17 protein-coding genes, 1 pseudogene and 1 riboswitch are annotated in these 17,908 nt (G+C 71.8%); of the genes and pseudogenes, 11 read left to right on the top strand and 7 right to left on the bottom strand.

Annotated elements, in window-relative coordinates:
- Positions 1 to 16: 16 nt before the first annotated feature.
- Positions 17 to 823 (bottom strand): tyrosine-protein phosphatase, encoded by an 807-nt coding sequence (locus DRB89_RS36215; RefSeq protein ID WP_112452298.1) that lies wholly within the window; start codon positions 821 to 823, stop codon positions 17 to 19.
- A 311-nt stretch (positions 824 to 1,134) separates the two neighbouring features.
- A riboswitch (cyclic di-AMP (ydaO/yuaA leader) is annotated at positions 1,135 to 1,331 on the top strand.
- A 3-nt stretch (positions 1,332 to 1,334) separates the two neighbouring features.
- Between DRB89_RS36215 and DRB89_RS36210 the strand changes: the two genes are divergently transcribed.
- The 4 genes from DRB89_RS36210 (at position 1,335) to DRB89_RS36195 (ending at position 5,250) form a co-directional block, all read left to right on the top strand.
- Entirely contained in the window at positions 1,335 to 2,327 is a 993-nt protein-coding gene (locus tag DRB89_RS36210; RefSeq protein WP_112452299.1) for a LysM peptidoglycan-binding domain-containing M23 family metallopeptidase, read from the top strand.
- An 82-nt stretch (positions 2,328 to 2,409) separates the two neighbouring features.
- Positions 2,410 to 3,561: a winged helix DNA-binding domain-containing protein gene (locus tag DRB89_RS36205; RefSeq protein ID WP_112452300.1), complete on the top strand. Its 1,152-nt coding sequence runs from the start codon at positions 2,410 to 2,412 to the stop codon at positions 3,559 to 3,561.
- A gap of 146 nt (positions 3,562 to 3,707) precedes the next feature.
- A complete protein-coding gene (locus DRB89_RS36200) occupies positions 3,708 to 4,493 on the top strand; it encodes an SGNH/GDSL hydrolase family protein (RefSeq protein WP_112454186.1) in 786 nt (261 codons plus the stop codon).
- A gap of 100 nt (positions 4,494 to 4,593) precedes the next feature.
- A complete protein-coding gene (locus DRB89_RS36195; RefSeq protein ID WP_239516523.1) occupies positions 4,594 to 5,250 on the top strand; it encodes a glycosyltransferase family 2 protein in 657 nt (218 codons plus the stop codon).
- Between the two features lie 10 nt (positions 5,251 to 5,260).
- On the opposite strand, the gene DRB89_RS36190 is transcribed toward DRB89_RS36195, so the two are convergent.
- From DRB89_RS36190 to DRB89_RS36175, 4 genes are read right to left on the bottom strand one after another with little or no spacing between them, the layout of a single operon-like run.
- A complete protein-coding gene (locus DRB89_RS36190; protein WP_112452751.1) occupies positions 5,261 to 6,067 on the bottom strand; it encodes a glycosyltransferase family A protein in 807 nt (268 codons plus the stop codon).
- Between the two features lie 16 nt (positions 6,068 to 6,083).
- Complete coding sequence (locus DRB89_RS36185; RefSeq protein WP_112452752.1) at positions 6,084 to 7,199, bottom strand: hypothetical protein; 1,116 nt, start codon at positions 7,197 to 7,199, stop codon at positions 6,084 to 6,086.
- Between the two features lie 16 nt (positions 7,200 to 7,215).
- Positions 7,216 to 8,712, bottom strand: a complete 1,497-nt coding sequence (locus DRB89_RS36180) for an oligosaccharide flippase family protein (protein ID WP_239516522.1) — start codon at positions 8,710 to 8,712, stop codon at positions 7,216 to 7,218.
- On the bottom strand, positions 8,709 to 8,924 hold the full coding sequence (locus DRB89_RS36175) for a hypothetical protein (protein ID WP_112463600.1): 216 nt from the start codon (positions 8,922 to 8,924) through the stop codon (positions 8,709 to 8,711). The genes DRB89_RS36180 and DRB89_RS36175 overlap by 4 nt, the downstream gene beginning before the upstream one ends.
- 108 nt (positions 8,925 to 9,032) lie before the next feature.
- Here DRB89_RS36175 and DRB89_RS36170 point away from each other — a divergent pair, with 108 nt between their 5' ends.
- The 5 genes from DRB89_RS36170 to DRB89_RS36145 all read left to right on the top strand — a co-directional run bounded on the left by DRB89_RS36170 (position 9,033) and on the right by DRB89_RS36145 (position 13,567).
- Positions 9,033 to 9,314, top strand: coding sequence for an acylphosphatase (locus DRB89_RS36170; protein WP_112452854.1), 282 nt, complete (start codon positions 9,033 to 9,035; stop codon positions 9,312 to 9,314).
- A gap of 358 nt (positions 9,315 to 9,672) precedes the next feature.
- Positions 9,673 to 9,888, top strand: a complete 216-nt coding sequence (locus DRB89_RS36165; protein ID WP_030227372.1) for a hypothetical protein — start codon at positions 9,673 to 9,675, stop codon at positions 9,886 to 9,888.
- Positions 9,889 to 10,154: 266 nt separating this feature from the next.
- Positions 10,155 to 12,128, top strand: coding sequence for an AAA family ATPase (locus tag DRB89_RS36160; protein ID WP_239516521.1), 1,974 nt, complete (start codon positions 10,155 to 10,157; stop codon positions 12,126 to 12,128).
- Positions 12,129 to 12,561: 433 nt separating this feature from the next.
- Positions 12,562 to 12,837, top strand: coding sequence for an isoamylase early set domain-containing protein (locus tag DRB89_RS36150; RefSeq protein WP_112449379.1), 276 nt, complete (start codon positions 12,562 to 12,564; stop codon positions 12,835 to 12,837).
- A 241-nt stretch (positions 12,838 to 13,078) separates the two neighbouring features.
- Complete coding sequence (locus tag DRB89_RS36145; protein ID WP_204357758.1) at positions 13,079 to 13,567, top strand: SPW repeat protein; 489 nt, start codon at positions 13,079 to 13,081, stop codon at positions 13,565 to 13,567.
- A 172-nt stretch (positions 13,568 to 13,739) separates the two neighbouring features.
- Here DRB89_RS36145 and DRB89_RS36140 read toward each other — a convergent pair.
- Positions 13,740 to 14,719 (bottom strand): annotated as a pseudogene (locus DRB89_RS36140) (IS5 family transposase).
- 174 nt (positions 14,720 to 14,893) lie between these two features.
- Here DRB89_RS36140 and DRB89_RS36135 point away from each other — a divergent pair.
- Positions 14,894 to 15,160, top strand: a complete 267-nt coding sequence (locus tag DRB89_RS36135) for a hypothetical protein (RefSeq protein WP_162688867.1) — start codon at positions 14,894 to 14,896, stop codon at positions 15,158 to 15,160.
- Positions 15,161 to 15,510: 350 nt separating this feature from the next.
- Here the strand turns inward: DRB89_RS36135 and DRB89_RS36130 are convergent, their stop codons facing one another.
- Positions 15,511 to 15,954 carry an STAS domain-containing protein gene (locus tag DRB89_RS36130; protein WP_239516519.1) on the bottom strand — a complete coding sequence of 148 codons (444 nt, stop codon included), beginning with the start codon at positions 15,952 to 15,954 and terminating at the stop codon, positions 15,511 to 15,513.
- A 338-nt stretch (positions 15,955 to 16,292) separates the two neighbouring features.
- Here DRB89_RS36130 and DRB89_RS36125 point away from each other — a divergent pair, with 338 nt between their 5' ends.
- Entirely contained in the window at positions 16,293 to 17,879 is a 1,587-nt protein-coding gene (locus DRB89_RS36125; protein WP_112463598.1) for an IS4 family transposase, read from the top strand.
- Positions 17,880 to 17,908: the final 29 nt, after the last annotated feature.

Genomic DNA, 17,908 nt, shown 5'->3' with positions numbered 1-17,908 from the left:
GTTGTGCCGCGCGAGGTCAGTCCAGCAGCCGGTCGCGCAGCCGGCCGAGGGTCTCGGGTGCGAGCCCGAGCCCCTCGCCGAGGTAGCGCTCCGCCCCGCCCCACTCCTCGTCGATCGTCTCGAAGGCCGCGGTCAGGTACGGGGCGCGGGCGTCGAAGAGCGGGGCGAGCAGCTCCGCCACCTCGGCGGTGCGGGGCTGGGCCGCCTCGCTGCCCCGGCGGACCCGGTAGCGGTTGTGCGGGGCGTTGGACTCCAGGTAGTCCGCGACGATCGCCTCGCGCCCGACGCCCAGCGCGAGCAGGGTGACCGCGATCGACAGGCCGGCCCGGTCCTTGCCGGCCGCGCAGTGCATGAGGGCGGGGACGCTGTCCTCGGCGAGGGCGTGGACGACCCGGCTGTGCTCGGCGGTGCGGGTCTTGATGATCGTGCGGTACGAACGGGACATCCGCGCGACGGCCTTGCCCTCACCCAGGATCTCGCGGAGCTGGGCGAGGTCCCCGTCGCGGACCATCGTCCAGAACTCCCGGCCGTCCGCCGGGTCAGACAGCGGGATGTTGATGTTCCGCACGCCGGGAAGCTCCACGTCCGGGCCCTCCAGCGCGTGGTCGGCGTCGTTGCGGAAGTCGAAGACGGTGTGCAGCCCGAGCGAAGCGAGGAACTGTGCATCGGTTTCGGTGGCATGCGCCAGATGTCCGCTTCGGAACAGTCGTCCCGTCTTGACCCTCCGTCCGTCCGTGGTCGGCAGCCCGCCCACGTCGCGGAAGTTGCGTACGCCGGCCAGGGTCGGCCCCGCGTGGGGGGTCTGGGATATCCGCTGGGTCACAGGGGTCCTCCGTGTCGTCGTCGCTGGTGTCCGAATTACGCTACTTGTGGCCAACTTGCCATGGCGAGCGCCGAGATCGGACACGTCCCGTGAGCCAGATCATACGGTGACGGTGAGTGCCTGATCGCGAATGCCGAATTGCCTAGCCGGAGCGGTCGTTGAAGGTGCGGAATGGACGGAGGGTGACCAGAATTCCGGCGCACCGTCATCTTCAAGATTCTGTTGGGGAATTCAAGACTTGTTCCGTGCGGCCGGACTCGATTACGTTCGCGATCGATCCGGACGGACCGCCTAATCCTGCCGCCGACCGGAAACCGCATCCGACTATTCACGCGCGCGGCAGGAGCGGGGGAACCAGGTAAGCCGCTGTTCCGGATCTCCGTCGAGATCTTTACAACGGGACAGCTCGGGGTGAAGCCGTACATGTGCTGTTCGCCGGCACGTGGGCGGCCGGACATCTCCAGTCCGAACCCGACAGCTCACCTCGCAGGCGTCGGAGAGGAAATTCGCCATGCCTGGAACGGGTAAGCACCGCCGTCCGAAGTCCCGCTCGATATCCCGTGGTTTCGCCGCCGCCGGCACCGGTGGCGCGGCCCTCGCGCTTCCGCTGCTCGGGGCGGCCGGCGCCCACGCGGCCGGCGCCCCGGCCGCCGCACCCGCCACCGCACCTGCCACCGCGCCGGCCTCGGCGCCGCAGGTCCCGGCCTCGCTCCAGGCCGCGCCCGCCACTGCGCAGGCCGCCCCCACCGTCTACACCGTGGTGCCCGGGGACCACCTCTCCAAGATCGCCGAGAGCCGGCACCTCAGCGGTGGCTGGGAGCAGCTCTACGCCGACAACCGGGCTGCCGTCGGGTCCGACCCGTCGCTGATCCACCCGGGCCTCAAGCTGACGCTCGGCGCGAAGGGCACGGCCGAGGCCGCTCCGAGCCGGGCGGCCGCTCCGGCCGCGCCGGCCGCGCCGGCCGAGCAGTCCGCCGACTCCTCCGAGTCCGCCGAAGACGCGTCCGGTTCCGGCGGCGCCGAGGCCCCGGCGGCGCCCGCACGCAAGGCGCCCGCACCCAAGGCCCCCGCCAAGCAGCAGCAGGCCGCCCCCGCTTCGGCCGGGTTCGTCTCCCCGGTCAGCGGCGGCGCCTCCACCGCGTACAAGGTCGCCGGGTCCATGTGGTCCAGCGGCTACCACACCGGCGTCGACTTCTCCGCGAGCACCGGCAGCACCGTGAAGGCGGTCGGGGCGGGCACCGTCGTCTCCGCCGGCTGGGGCGGCGCGTACGGCAACGAGGTCGTCATCCGGCACGCCGACGGCAAGTACAGCCAGTACGCGCACCTCTCCCAGCTCAACGTCTCGTCCGGCCAGAGCGTCAGCGCCGGGCAGACCGTCGGCCTCTCCGGCGCCACGGGCAACGTGACCGGCCCGCACCTCCACTTCGAGATCCGCACCGGTCCCTCGTACGGCTCGGACATCGACCCGCTGGCCTACCTGCGGTCGAAGGGCGTCAGCATCTGACTCCGTCCGGCGCCGCGACCCGGTGGGCCTTCCCGGTCGCAGCACTAGACTGCCCGTCCGCTCACGGGACGGGGTGCACGGCATGGCGGTCACGGCAAGGGAGCTCAACCGCTCCACCCTCGCACGGCAGTTGCTGCTCGGGCGCGAGGCGCTCGGTGTCACCGACGGGGTCCGGCGGGTGGTCGCGCTGCAGGCGCAGCAGGCCGCCTCGCCGTACCTCGCGCTGTGGAACCGGCTCGCGGACTTCGATCCGGCCGCTCTCGACGCCGCGTTCACCGGCCGCGAGATCGTCAAGTCGACCCTGATGCGGATCACCCTGCACGCCGTGCACGCCGACGACTTCCCCGCCTTCCGCGAGGCGGTGCAGCCGGGGGTGCGGGCGGCGCGGCTGGGCAGCCGGTTCACGGCGTCGGGGCTGAGTGCCGAGGACGCCGACGAGCTGGTGCCGCGGCTGCTGGCCTTCGCCGACCGGCCCCGTACGGCCGCGGAGTGCGAGCGGTGGCTGGAACAGCGGCTGGGCGAGCCGCCGCAGCCCGGAGCCTGGTGGGGACTTCGGCAGTACGCGCCGCTGCTGCACGCGCCCACCGCGCACCCGTGGTCCTTCGGCGAGCGGCCGTCGTACGTCGCGTCCCGGTACGGGACGACGCGGGCGGTCCCCGCCGATCCCGAGGCCTCCGCGCAGTCCCTGCGGGCGCTCGTCGTGCGCTACCTGGAGGGCTTCGGGCCCGCCTCGGTGGCGGACGTGGCGCAGTTCGCGCTGGTCCAGCGGGGCAGGGTCAGGCAGGCGCTGCGGGAAGCCGAGCTCTCCCACGGCCTGCGGCGGCTGGAGGGGCCGGGCGGCGAGGAGCTCTTCGACGTCCCCGGCGCGCCGCTGCCGGACGGGGACACGCCGGCGCCGCCCCGGCTGATGGCCATGTGGGACAGCATCCTGCTCGCGTACTCCGACCGGGGCCGGGTCATCCCGCCGCAGTACCGGAGCCTCGTCACCCGGGTGAACGGGGACACGCTGGCGACCCTGCTGGTCGACGGGTACGTGGCCGGGGTGTGGCGCCCGGCGCCCGGGGGAGTGGAGGTCACCGCCTTCCACCCGCTGCCGGAGGAGGTCTGGGAGGCGCTCGCGGCCGAGGCCCGGTCGCTGACGGCCTTCCTCGCCGACCGGGATCCGGAGGTCTACCGGCGGTACGGCCACTGGTGGAGCAAGCTGCCGAGCGCCGGAACCCGGCTGCTCGTCTGACGCCGGCGGGGCCGGGACCGGAGGGGGGTCCCGGTCCCGCCGGCACCGTTCTCCTATTCCCCACCTGACGGGTGGTGAAGATCACGGTCCGTAAGACCGTGGCTACGGTCGCGTAGGTGGCGGGTCGGGGTGAAGGATGTGGTCCCGTGGCAGCGACGACGACGACACTCAAGACCATCGGCTCGTACGCGGCGATCGGGGACAGCTTCACCGAGGGCATCGGGGACCCGGGACCCGGGGAAACGTTTCTCGGCTGGGCGGACCGGCTGGCCGTACTCCTGGCCGATCAGCGCGACGAGCACGACTTCCGGTACGCGAACCTGGCCGTGCGCGGCCGCCTCCTGGACCAGATCGTGGCCGAGCAGGTCCCCCGGGCCAAGGAGCTCGAACCGGACCTGGTCACCTTCTGCGCGGGCGGCAACGACATCATCCGGCCCGGCAGCGACCCGGACGACGTGGCCGAGCGGTACGAGGCCGCCGTGCGCGACCTCACCCGCTCGGTGGGCCGGGTCATGATCACCACGGGCTTCGACACGCGGGACGTGCCGGTCCTCAAGCACATCCGGGGCAAGATCGCGACCTTCAGCGCGCACGTCCACTCCATCGCCGACCGGTACGACTGCCCGGTGCTCGACCTCTGGTCGCTGAAGTCCGTACAGGACCGGCGGGCCTGGGACGCCGACCGGCTGCACCTGTCGCCCGAGGGGCACACGCGCGTCGCGCTGCGGGCCGCGCAGGTGCTCGGCATGGAGGTGCCCGCCGACCCCGACCAGCCGTGGCCGCCGCTGCGGCCGCGCGGATCGGTGGACGTGACCCGGGACAACATCCAGTGGGCGCGCGAGTACCTGGTGCCGTGGATCGGACGGCGGCTGCGCGGGGAGTCCTCCGGCGACCACGTCGAGGCGAAGCGGCCGGACCTGCTGCCGCTGTAGGACCCGGCCGGACCCGGCCGTACGGGGGGCGGGGAGCTTCTACACCGCCTGGGACGGTCCGGCGCCCTCCGGGTGACCCGGCGGGTTCAGCGCCGCCCTCGTGTGCAATCCGGACGTCAGGATGTGGCGGGGCTGCGCCGGACTCCTCGTCGCCGCGCTCGGCGCCCCCCTCGACGGGGGCGGCCGGGTCGGGATCAGCGTCCCCCTGCTCCACGAGGAGGACGGGACGCTGCACCACTCGCTGCGCCGGGAGTCGCGCGTGACGCGCGCCCTGGGCGAGGCGGTGATCGGCAACCGCCGGGCCGGCCGCTTCCCGCTGTGGAGCGAGCTGGTCACCGATCCCGCCGCCTACCGGCGGGCCACGGTCGCGGACTGGGCGACCGGGGCGCTGATGGCACTCTCCCGGGAGTGCCTGGACGCCTGTGGCGCCTGGGACGAATCGTTCTTCTTGTACTCGGAGGAGACGGAGTACTGCCTGCGGGCCGGCGACCGCGGCTTCGCCACCCGCCTGGAGCCCGCCGCCGAGGCCGTCCACCTCGGCGGGGACTCGCAGGTGTCGCCCCGGCTCTGGACCCTGCTGACCCTCAACCGGGTGCGGCTCTACGGGCGCCGCCACGGGCCGGCGGCCACCACCGCCTTCCGGGCGGCCGTACTGCTGCGCGAGACCTCGCGGGCCGCCCTCGGCCGGCCCGCGAGCCGGGCGGCGGCGCGGGCCCTGGCCAGCCCGACCGCGCTGCGCGCCACCCCCGGGCCCTGAACCCGCCGGGTCACCCGGAGGGCGCCGGACCGTCCCAGGCGGTGTAGAAGCTCTCCGGGTTGACCAGGTAGCGGACCGTGGGCCGCGGCACGTGGCGCACCTCGTGGCGGCGGCTGTAGCGGCGTACGAGCTCCCAGTCCTCGCGGGGCAGCACCTCGGGGGTGCGCCGCAGCCGGCTGAAGTACAGCGACCGGTTGCGGCGCGCCACGAAGGCGTTGGTGTCCAGGAACGCCTCGTGGGCGGAGCGCCGGCGGTCGAACGGCACCGACAGCACGTCCCGTTCGGTACCGTCGGGGAGCACCCGGCGCAGCGCGGTGTACACGGCGTCGGGACCGCCGGCCGGCTCCAGGACCGCGAGGGCCTGCTCCAAGTGGTCCGGCTCCCACAGGTTGTCGTCGTCGAGGAAGGCGACGTAGCGCGAACGGGTCAGCCGTATCCCGACGTTGCGCACGACACCGGCCGTTGCCGTGTTGCGGTCCAGCGACACCGCGAACAACCGGGGATCCGCAGGCAGTTCGGGCAGTCCCGCGCCGTCGTCCACCACGATGACCACCTGGTCGGCCACGGTCTGGGCCAGGGCCGAGAGGACCGCGGCGCGCAGCGCCTCGGGGCGCCGGTGGGTGGCGATCACGGTGGCGACCAGGGCGGTCGGCGGCCGGCCGGTCAGGGCGGCGAGCCGGACGGTCTCGGCGTCCTCGAAACGGCGCAGCCGCACGGCGGAGGGGGCGAGCAGGAGCTTGTTCCTGGCCTCGAAGAGCACCAGCCAGCCGAAGGCCCGCTTGAGCAGCTCCCAGGGGGCCCGGGCGATGCGGCGCATGATGTCCTTCCGGTCTTCAGGGAGTCGGTTCGGGGACGACGGGCCGGCCGTCGCTCGTGCGGTTGCCGCTCCAGACGTTCCCCGCGCCGCCGGCGTTCCAGGCGGCGACGGCCCCGTAGGTTCCGCTGTTGGGGTGGTACTGGGTGGAGAACACGTTGTCCGTGACCTGGATGCCCGTCGCACCCGGGCCGCCCCCGTAGAGCGCGTACGCCCCGCCGGCCAGCCAGTTGCGGTCGACGATGACGTTGGAGACCACGCCGGTGTCGGCGAAGAGCCCGAGGGCCGCGCTGGCGCCCCGGTCCACGGGGACCGCGTTGAGCAGGGTGTTGTGGCGGATGGTCAGCCGGCCCTTGTTGCCGCCGCCGCTGATGACGGCGTCCGTGTGCTGCCACTCGCCGCCCAGGTTGCGGAAGGCCGCGATGTCGTGGACGAAGTTGTCGTGCAGGTTGCCCTGGCCCATGGACAGGGCGTTGCCGAACACCGAGATGTTGCACCAGCCGACCTCGATGGAGCTCTCGCCCATGTTGGAGACCGCGTAGTTGACGCCCCCGTTGTCGGGGCCCTTGCCCGGGATCGCGGTGATCGTGGTGTGCAGGACCCGCAGGCCCTTGAAGCCCGGACGGAGGTTCACGCCCCACCAGTTGGCCGAGGTGATCTTGCTGTCGATGATGGTGACGTCGTTCGCGTAGACGTCCAGGGAGCCCTTGATGTCCCAGCCCTTGATGACCATCCCGTCCGTCTTCACGGACATGTTCCCCGTGTCGTGCCGCTCCAGCCCGATCCGCGGACCGGTGGTGCGCGCATCGGGGAAACCGCAGGCGCCCGGCGAGGCCGAGGTGCAGGCGGGCGCGGCCGGGGACGGCGGCGCGCTGCCGGCCGGCGGGGGAGTGGCGGAAGGGGACGGCGGCGCGGTCTCCGAGGGGCTCGGACCGACCGAAGCGGAGGGGTCCGCGGAGGGCTCGGGGGTGACGAGGGCGCCGTCCTCACCGGGACACTGAAGGGCGCTGTCCGGGCACGAAGCGGCGGAGGACTCGGTGTTCCCCGTCCGCTCGGCCTGGTAGAGGGCCAGCCCGGTGACCAGGAGGACCCCGGCCAGCAGCCAGGCCCATAAGCGTCTGCGATGACGTGCCATATGACGTGCCATGGAGCTATACCCCTACGGTCGCGGGCGCGGCAGCCGGTGGGGAACCGCGTAGGAAGCCGAGGCTGGGCAGGACGCACAGGGCGTAGCACAGCGTGCCCGCCGCCCCGGTGGCGAGCAGTGCGAGGACGCCGTCGCCGAGCAGCTCCTCGAGCAGGAGGACCACACCCGTCATCACGACACCGCCCAGGAACGGCCAGGCGCAGGCCCGCGCGACGGTGCCCAGGGAGATGCCGCCCCGGTGCAGCGCGACGAGGAACACCGGCACCACGACCACGCCGGCGACCAGGACGTGCCCCTGGGCCACGCCCACGATCCCCCCGGCCCCGGCGCCGATCACCAGGGTCGGGATCAGGACCACGAGCCACAGTCCCTGCACCCCGATGAGGGAGCGGCGGCGGCCGATGGCCACCAGGCAGTCGTAGGCCAGTTCGCAGCCGATCCGGACGAGGCCGAGCCCCATCAGCCAGGGCAGCGCCGCGGCGGCCGGCAGCCACCGCTCGCCGTAGACCAGACCGACGATCGGCGCGGAGAGGGCGGCGAGCAGGACGCAGAGCGGCACGGTGCCCGTCATCACCACGCCCAGGGCGCGGCCGAACCCGCCGGCCAGCGCTCCGGGCGTGTCCGCCAGCCGGGAGAACCCGGCGAAGGAGACGCGGCGGGCCGCCTCGGAGATGATCCGTACGGGCCAGCCGGAGATGTTGAAGGCCAGCACGTAGAAGCCGAGGGCGAGTTGGTCGAGTGCGGAGCCCACCACCATGGTGTCCACGTTGACCACGCCGAGGGCGAGCATGCTGGCCCCGGCCAGCGGGAGTCCGAAGCGCAGCAGCGCCCGGGCCTGCTCCCGGTCCCACCCGAACTTCAGGGTGCCGGGCGCGGCGAGGCAGCAGCCGGCGAGGGCGGCCACGTTGCCGGCGACCGAGCCCCAGGCGAAGCTCATCGCGCCCCAGCCCTGGACGGCCAGCAGCAGGGTCACGGCGGTGCTGAGGACGAAGTTGAGGGCGTCGATGGCCATCCGCCGGCCCTGCGCGAACTCCCGGGTCAGGAAGCCCGCGGGCACCTGTGAGAGCCCGTCCAGGACCACGCACACGCACATCACCCGCAGCACGCCGGACGCCTCGGGCGAGCCGAGCACCCGGGCCACCGCGGGGGCCGCGGCGAACAGGACGGCGTACAGCAGGCAGCTGGAGGCGGCGCTGAGGGTGAGGACGGTCGGGGCGAAGCGGCGGGGGTCGCCCTCCCAGCGCACGATGGCCAGCGAGACGCCGAGCTCGTTCGCGGAGAGCAGGACCAGCAGGACCGTCTGGGCGATCCCGTAGACGCCCCAGGCCTCGGGCCCGAGGAAGAAGCGCGCGAGGATGATGCCGGTGACGAAGTTGCCGAGACGCATGACCACGGTGTTGACCAGGCCCCACCGGGCGGCGGATCCGACCTTGCGGCCCAGGGCCGGCGCCTCGGGCGGGGCCTGGACGCCGGTTCCGGCGTCCGCCGAGGGGCCGGTCACGACGATCCGTTGGAACGGTACTTCGTCGACGGCAGGACCTTGAGGGCCATCGTCTCCGAGGGGTCCGTCGTGCGGGAGGAGGGGTCGGGCGCGGCGCCGCCGCCGGACCGGGGGGCGGCCGCCCCGCACGGCGGTGCGGCGCTTCGCGCCGGGGCGGGGGGCGGCTTGGAGTCGGTGGCGTCCCATCTCGGCTTGCCTTCCTCGCAGTTCAAGATCAACCTCTACTCACCCGAACGGGTGAGCTCATTGGTGCGCGACTGTACGCCATGGCGCCAGGGGGCGGCGTGTGCCGAAAACGTTTGCCCAGTTAGCGTTCAGGCATGAACGAAGACGTGCGGATGACCGCCTGGGTGCGCGGTCGTGTACAGGGAGTGGGCTTCCGCTGGTTCACCAGGGCGAATGCTCTGGAGATCGGCGGACTGGCGGGATTCGCCCTCAACCTCGACGACGGCCGAGTGCAGGTGGTGGCCGAAGGTCAACGTGAGAATTGCCACCGGCTCCTGCAGTGGCTGCACGGAACCGACACGCCCGGGCGGGTGGACGGGGTGACAGAGATCTGGGGCACACCGCGCGGTGGCTACGACGGGTTCGCGATCCGGTGACCGATCGACTGATCATGTACTGAACAGATCGCCGGATGGTCCGCACGCGGTCGGATCTGCGCATTCATCGCCGAGACGTTGCCGACCCGGAGGATCCGTGGAAGGCTCGGGAGCGAGGATGATCTCCACGCCCCTTGCGAGGGCCGGGATGCCCGCCGATACGGGGTGTGATCGTGTTGACCGTCAAACTTTTTGGTGAGACGCTGGAAGCCCCGCGCACCTGAGCTGTTTGGCAGTGGTGGCAGTAGCCATAGAACGCGCGCAGTGACTGACAGTCGCTGCCGGACATCCGCGGGTGCGATTCCCTCACGACCCACACCGCTTTCGGTCGGTCACTCAGTGTGGAGGACCATCCATCATGGCAAAGGCGCTTCTCGGTTACGTCGGCGGTTCCGACCCGCGACTCCTCGCCGAGATGCGACGGCTTCAGCAGCGCGTCCAGGACCTCGAGTCCGAGCTCGGACGAATTCAGTCCGAGAACGACGCACTGAACGCGGCCGCCGCACAGCACGGAGACTCGCTGCTTGACAGCATCGACCTCGACGTACCCCAGGCGGAGCCTGCGCTCACCTGATCCGCGCTCCCTAGTCGCTCGACAACCCAGAATGATCTGCAAGGGACGCTTCGGCGTCCCTTCTTTCTTTCCGGATCTCTCTTCGGTCGGGTCTCTCCTCCCGGTGCGCGCTCGTGGCGCCCGGGGGCCCTTCCCTCTTCGTCCCCGCGCGCCCGCGGGCGGCCGCGCGGCGGCGTTGCGCCAGGTGGGGGGCCGATTCCTTTAACGTCTGATGTGCCCTGCACCTTCATGGGCGAAACCGAACGTGAAAGGTAGAGTCCGGCGGCGTGCATCTCAAGTCCCTGACCCTGCGTGGCTTCAAATCCTTCGCCTCCGCCACCACCCTGCGTTTCGAGCCGGGCATCACCTGTGTCGTGGGCCCCAACGGCTCCGGCAAGTCCAATGTGGTGGACGCGCTCTCCTGGGTCATGGGCGAACAAGGGGCCAAGTCCCTGCGCGGCGGGAAGATGGAAGACGTCATCTTCGCCGGCACCACCGGCCGCCCGCCGCTCGGGCGCGCCGAGGTCTCGCTGACCATCGACAACTCCGATGGCGCGCTGCCCATCGACTACGCCGAAGTCACCATCACGCGGATCATGTTCCGCGGCGGCAGCAGCGAGTACCAGATCAACGGGGACACCTGCCGGCTCCTCGACATCCAGGAGCTGCTCTCCGACTCGGGCATCGGCCGCGAGATGCACGTCATCGTCGGCCAGGGCCAGCTGGATTCCGTACTGCACGCCGATCCGATGGGCCGCCGCGCCTTCATCGAGGAAGCGGCCGGAGTGCTCAAGCACCGCAAACGCAAAGAGAAGGCGCTGCGCAAACTCGACGCGATGCAGGCCAATCTCGCCCGCGTGCAGGACCTGGGCGACGAGCTGCGCCGTCAGCTCAAGCCGCTCGGGCGGCAGGCGGCGGTGGCCCGCCGGGCGGCCGTGATCCAGGCCGATCTGCGCGACGCGCGGCTGCGGCTGCTGGCCGACGACCTCGTGGCGCTCAAGGGCGCGCTCGACGCGGAGGTCGCGGACGAGGCGGCCCTGAAGGAGCGCAAGGAGGCGGCCGAGGCGCAGCTCGCGGCGGCGGCGGGGCGGGAAGCGGAACTGGAGGAAGCCGTACGGGAACTCGCGCCGCGGCTCCAGCGCGCTCAGCAGACCTGGTACGAGCTCTCGCAGCTGGCCGAGCGGGTGCGGGGGACCGCTTCCCTGGCGGACGCACGGGTCACGTCGGCCTCGGCGGCGCCCGAGGAGGAGCGGCGCGGCCGCGACCCGGAGGACATGGAGAAGGAGGCCGCGCGGATCCGCGAGCAGGAAGCGGAACTGACGGCCGCGCTGGAGGCCTCCTCGCGGGCGCTGGAGGACACCGTCGAGCACCGGGCCGAGCTGGAGAAGTCGCTGGCGGACGAGGAACGGCGGCTGCGGGACGCGGCCCGGGCCATCGCCGACCGGCGCGAGGGCCTGGCGCGGCTGACGGGGCGGCTGGGCGCGGCCCGCTCCCGGGCGGGCGCGGCGCAGGCGGAGATCGACCGGCTGGTGGCGGCGCGGGACGGGGCGGAGTCCCGGGCGGCGCTGGCGCGGGAGGAGTACGAGGCGTTGGCGCGGGAGGTGGGGGAGCCGGGGTCTTCGGCCGCGGACCCCGGCTCGGAACCGGTGCCGGCGTCCGGGCCCGCGTCCGTGTCCGTGTCCGTGGAAGACGAGTACGAGGCCGCGCGGGCGGCCCTGGCCGGGGCGGAGGCCGCACTGGGCGCGGCCCGGGACGCGCTGGCGGCGGCGGAACGCTCACGTGCGGCGGTGTCGGCGCGCCGGGACGCCCTGGCGATGGGGCTGCGCCGCAAGGACGGCACGGCCGCCCTGCTCGCGGCGCGGCTGGAAGGGCTGTTGGGCCCCGCCGCGCAGCGGCTGTCGGTGGCCCCGGGGTACGAGGCGGCGGTCGCGGCGGCGCTCGGCGCGGCGGCGGACGCGGTGGCCGTCGCATCGGCCTCGGCGGCGGCGCGCGCCATCCGCCACCTGCGCTCCGAAGACGCGGGGCGGGCCACGTTCCTGATCACCCCTCCGGTGGGCGGCGCCGCCGTGCCCGGACAGGGCGGGGCTCCGGCCGGCGCCGGGCCGGTGCCCGCCGTGCCGCACCCGGCCCCCTCCCCGGACGCCGAACAGGCGGCCGTGCCGTGTGCGGGCTCCGCCCCGGACCCCGCCCCCCGGGCGTCGGCCGTCGCCCCGGCTCCGGGGGAGGGGGCCCTCGGCGCCCGCGGGCCAGGCTGCGCGTGATCCCCGGTGAGCCGACGTGACGTGCCGGGGTCGGCGGGCCCGGCGTTGCTCCGCGCGCGGCCGGGCCCGAGGCGTGAGCAGGGCGTCCTCGCGGCGGCGTTCGGTCTCTTGGGGGTTCTTCCCGCGGGAGGGCGGGGCGGTCTCGGGGTGGACCGGGTCCTGGCCGGGGCGCCGCATGCGCTCCTGCTCTTCGCGGCCCTTGCCCGGCTCCTGGCGCTTGTCCTTCATGCCGCCCATGACGGTGACTCCTTGATGCGTGGGGTGGGGGTTCCTCCCGTCCCACGCTGACACAGAGTGTCACAAAGCGCACTATTTCGATTACCGTGAGTGGGCGGTGGTCTGTGGCCGGGCGTGGATGCGTCGAAATGCGGGGCGGGGTCACAGTGCCGAGGATGGGCGCGATCCCACCCGCCACCGTCAGGAGCCGATTCCCATGCTGGAGCGCACACTGCGCAAGGACCGCACCGAGGTCACCTTCATCCTTCCCGCCGACACCCCGCCCGGTCCGGTCAGCGTGGTCGGCGACTTCAACGACTGGCAGCCCGGCGTCCACACCCTGCGCCCGCGCAAGGACGGCAAGCGGGCCGTCACGGTCGAGCTGCCGGCGATGAACACGCACTCCTTCCGGTACCTGGCCGCCGGTGACTACTGGTTCAACGACGAGGGCGCCGGAGACCACGACGGCCCCAACAGCCGCCTGCACACCTGACCGGCCCAACCTGCGTGACACGGGAAGGGGCGAGGCGGGGGTCGTCGTCCCCTCCCGTCCGGCCCTTTCGGCCGACATGCGCCAGAGAGCTCGCTCTCTGCCCCCTGCCGTATTCGGGGCCACCGTGCCCCGGATTCACGGCTGCCGAACGGGGTGCCAGACGCCCGACAACACGACGGTCCAGTTATATGCGCTTTATGCGGGTATAGGCGGGTTAACGGCTCCTTCTCTGGAGGTCATCATGGCGTCAACCCACCGCGCACCCATCGAAGAGCACCCCGACCTGATGGAACTGCGCGCCCGGCACGACCGCGCGGCCGCCACACCCCGCGCCCAGATGGTCGAGGCCCTGGCGCTGCTCACCGGCATCTTCCTTGCCGCGTCCCCGTGGATCGTCGGCTTCAGCGGCTTGACCACGCTGGCCGTCACCAACCTCATCGCAGGCATCGCCTACACACTGTTCCTCGGCGGTCTCGGCAACTCCTACGAGCGCACCCACTCCATGGCCTGGGCCGCGGTAGCCATCGGCATCTGGACCTGCATCGCGCCCTGGGTCGTCGCCGGCGACGTCGCCCACACCCGCTCGATCACCAGCAACCTGATCACCGGCGCCATCGCCACCCTGCTCGCCCTCGCTGCCGCCTCGGGCGCCCGCGACCACGACACCCGCCGCCACGACACCGACCGGCGCGACCCCGCCCCGCGGCGCTCCATGCCCGGAGCTCCCTGATAACCGGGCCCTACACGACCGCGACCGCGCCGTGTGAACGCCGCCCGCCACCCCGGCCGGGGTGGCGGGCGGCTGGGGTGACGTGCCGAAGTCAGGCCGTCTGTCCGGGTGGGATTTCGGCGGACGTCGGCGCATGTGAATCGGGCGGCCTAGGGCCTGTGTGATGTCGTGATCATTCGGCGGTTTTCAGGAGGTCGTCGATCCAGATCATTGCGGCGCGGAGGTGGAGGCCGGCGAGGTAGCTCGCGGGTGTCTTGTCGTATCGGGTGGCGATGCCTCGCCAGGCTTTCAGCTTGTTGATCAGGCGCTCGACCGTGTTCCGTTCCTTGTAGAGGTCGGCGTCGTGGCTGAAGGGTCGGTCGCCTCGTGCGCCCTTCTTCTTGCGGTTGGCGGCCTGGTCCCGTTTTTCCGGGATGACTGCCTTGATGCCGCGTCTGCGCAGGTAGGAGCGGTTGCCGCGGGACGAGTAGGCCTTATCCGCGGCGACCGCGCCGGGCGTCGTGCGGGGACGGCCGGCAGGCAGACGGACTCTTACCCTCGCGAGTACGGGGATGAACTGCGGGCTGTCCCCGGCCTGCCCGGCGGTCAGGACCAACGCGAGCGGACGGCATCTGCGGTCCGCGGCGAGATGAATCTTGCTGGTCAGGCCGCCCCGGGACCTGCCGAGCAGGGCTTCCTTCAGGCGGAGCTTGCGTCTGCGTCGGATGCGCCGACGCTCGGCCTGTCCGTTCTGTTCCTCCGGTCCGCCCCTTTTTGCCGCGCCGCTTCCTGCTCCTGCGCGGCTTCTTCCAGGGCGTCCATGAGGTGCTTGCTGACGCGCATCCCTGCGGCGTCGTGGTGGGCGCGGACCGTTGTGGAGTCCACGCTGACCAGCGACAAGTCTGTTTTGCCCTCCCGGGCCGCCTCGGCGATCAGGCCTTCCAGCAGGGCGGTGAAGACACCGGCGTCCCGCCAGACGCGGAAGCGTCCGTAGACGGTGGCCCAGGGGCCGAACTCGGCAGGCATCTCCCGCCACTGTCCGCTGGAACGGAACCGCCAGATCACACCCTCGAACTGCTCCCGCAACCGCTCCGGGTACGGGCCGTACCTACCGATCGGCAGGTACGGCTCGATGAACTTCCACTGGGCATTGGTGAGTTGCCTGCGTGTCACGACCACAGTTCTACCGGGTTCCGCCCCGAGAAGAGAGCAGAAGCCAGGAGCTGATCACGACATCACACAGGCCCTAGAGCGAAGCCCAAGGCGGTGATCCGGCGAGGGTCGTGGGTGTCTGGCGTCCCGCGGCCAGGAGGGCTGGAAACAACGGTCCGCATGCGGACGTGCTGGGTGTATCAGTTTCGGGATGGCCCGGAGCGTCAGGTCGTCGAGGTCCTGGTCGAGGGGGACGGAAAGCCTCGCCAGATCCAGGTACGGGAGTCCCGTTCGCATGAGCTGGTGGACGGTTACGTTCTGCGGCGTGCCGACGCCTCGGCCCGGGTTGCCGTCTACACCTGGGTGCGGCGGGGCGAGCCCGGGCTGGTGACTGCCCATCTGCTGGAGCTCTTGGCCGAGGTCTGCCCCCAGGAAATGCCCGAGAGATCTGCAGACCGGTAGCTACGATGGCGCGGCCTCGCAGGCTGGGCTTGTCACGCAGGTGACAGGGCGAACACCTCGTTCCGTGGGCCCGGATTGCGCTCGCGGCGGACGTGGCTGGAGCGGCAGGGCCTGGCGGCCGAAGCGCAGAAAATGGGAAGAGCTCGTGGTACTCGCTCCATGCCGACCCGCAGCCACGCCGGGACGCGGCTAGTGCTGTGACCGGAAAGGTTCACCGGGTCGCGGCGCCCGGCACGGCACCTCGCCGCGTTGTCGGACCACCGAAGTACGTCCAGTACAAGCGGCGGCCCTCCGCCTTGCGAGGCACCGCACCGGACACCGCGACCCGGCAAACCTTCCCGGCCACAGCACTAGATGTGGGGCAGCCAGCCATCGGCGAAGTCGGAGCGCTCCCGTGCGCGCTGCGCCTTCTCCGCGAGGAGCCGGCGGAAGCCTGCCAGGGCGTAACGCTCCCCGGTGCCCGCTCGGGGCCCGGGGATGCCGGCCACGGTGGCCATGCACTGCTGGGGCTGGGGCTGCCAGCCGGTGACCAGGACCCGTAGCCGCATGCGCTCCGCGCGCCGGTGCAGGTCCAGGAGGTGGAGCAGGCCGTCGACGTCCATGGCCGCGACGGCGTGCAGGTCCACCAGGAGATCGTGCTCGTCCATGGTCACGTAGTCCAGCGCGCGCCGGAGTACTGCTCCCGCACCCTCGTCGAGCTCCCCAGTGGCGCTGATCAGAAGCGAACTGCGGCAGTGCTGTACGTCCACGTTGATCAAGGTGCTGCTCCCGTCACCCGAAGGCTCCGGACCCACGGGGCCCCATCCTGGCGCTTTACGGCGTAGGGCTGGCATGCGGCGCGCTGAAGCGCGCGCAGAGGGCCCGAGTACGGGACCCGGGGTTGCACCGGGAAGGGGCTGGACCGTTGCCTGGACGGTTGCTTTCAGCGGGGGACCGCAGGTGGGGCCTTGACCCAAGGCCGGGTAGTTAACGTTTTCGCAGGTCACGCAAGTGAGTTGAAGGACTTTTGACGCAGAACAACGGAGCTCGTTGGTACAGGCAGTCGACCAAGACAGCTTGTCCCGAAGGAGCTCCGTTGCCCCGCCATTGTGTCCTGCCGTCTGCACTGACGGCCATCACCTGAACGGTCACCGTGGCCGCGGGCCGGTTCGCTCCCGGACATCTGGGGGAGCTGACCGCCGTCGTGCCGTTCGAGCTCGTGGACGCGGTCCTTGCGGAGACGCGGACGGTGCAGCGGCGGCTGCGTGATCTTCCGTCGCGGGTCGGGGTCTACTTCCTGCTCGCGATGTGCCTGTTCCCCGAGGTCGGCTACCGGCTCGTCTGGGACAAGCTGACCGCGGGTTTGTCCGGGATGCCGGTGGTCTGTCCGTCGGCGAAGGCGTTGCGTGACCTACGCCGGCGGATCGGCGGCGCGCCGGTGCGGGCCTTGTTCGAGGTGCTGGCCGGGCTGCTGGCCCGGCCGACGACCCCAGGGGTGCGTTTCGGTCCGTACCGGACGGTGTCGTTCGACGGCTGCAGTTCGCTGAGGGTTCCCGATTCCGAGCGGAACCGGGCCTGGCTGGGCAGGACTTCCCATCACGGCTATCCGACGCTGGAGTTGATGACGCTGATCGAGACCGGCACCCGGGCCGTGGTCGGCGCGGTGTTCGGCCCCACCGCTGAGGGCGAGACAAGCTACGCCGCTCGGCTGCTGCACCTGCTGCGGCCGGACATGCTGGTGCTCTGGGACAAGGGATTCGACAGCAACGCCTTCCTCGCGAAGGTGACCGCAACCGGCGCCCAGGCCCTGGGCCGGCTCCGCAGCAACCGGCGCACCCCCGTGCTCACTCGCCTCACCGATGGCTCCTACCTGTCGGTGATCGGCACCGTGAAAGTACGGATCATCGACGCACAGATCGCCGTGACCTGCGCGGATGGCACGTCCTTCACCGGGTCCTACCGACTGGTCACGACCCTGACCGACGCCCACCTTTACCCCGCCACCGCGCTGGTGGTTCTCTATCACCAGCGGTGGGAACACGAATCGGCGTACTACGCGCTCCGCCACACGATCATGAACGGGCGCAACCTGCGCTCGGGTGACCCGGCAGGCATCGAGCAGGAGATGTGGTCCCTGCTCACCCTCTACCAGGCCCTACGCACCGTGATGGTCGATGCCGCCGAGTCCCTCCCCGGCACCGACCCGGACCGCTGCTGTTTCAGCATCGCGCTCCACACCGCCCGCGACCAGGTCATCCAGGCCGCCGGGATCGTCACCGCGGACGCCGATCGGGACACTCTTCTTGGGGCGATCGGCCGCCGGATCCTGACCGGCTTGCTCCCTGCCCGGCGGCAACGGGTCAGCACCCGCAAGGTCAAATCACCGATGTCCCGCTACAGCGAGCGCCACGCCGACGGCCGGCCCGACACCAGCCGCACCGTCACCCGCCTCGACATCACCGTCCTCGAACCCGTCGATCAGCCACCCGCGCCGCCCACAGCCTCCCGGGACGACCGACACGCCGCCCCCGCCGCGCGACGCCGACACCGCATCCTCGCCCTGCTCCAAGAAGACCCCACGCGCCTGTGGCAGCCCCGTGAAATCACCGCACACTTCGGCGACATCACCCTGGAGACCATGTACAGACAACTGAACCGGTGGGCCGCCAGCGGCCTCATCCACAAGCTCGGCCCCGGCCTCTATGCCGCAACACCATGGTCCCCAACCCGCCTTGCGTGACCTGCGAAAACGTTAACTACCCGGCCTTG

Origin of the sequence: Streptomyces sp. ICC4 (assembly GCF_003287915.1) — a bacterium.
Taxonomy (GTDB): domain Bacteria; phylum Actinomycetota; class Actinomycetes; order Streptomycetales; family Streptomycetaceae; genus Streptomyces; species Streptomyces tritrimontium.
This window is presented reverse-complemented; position numbering and strand designations above follow the sequence as displayed.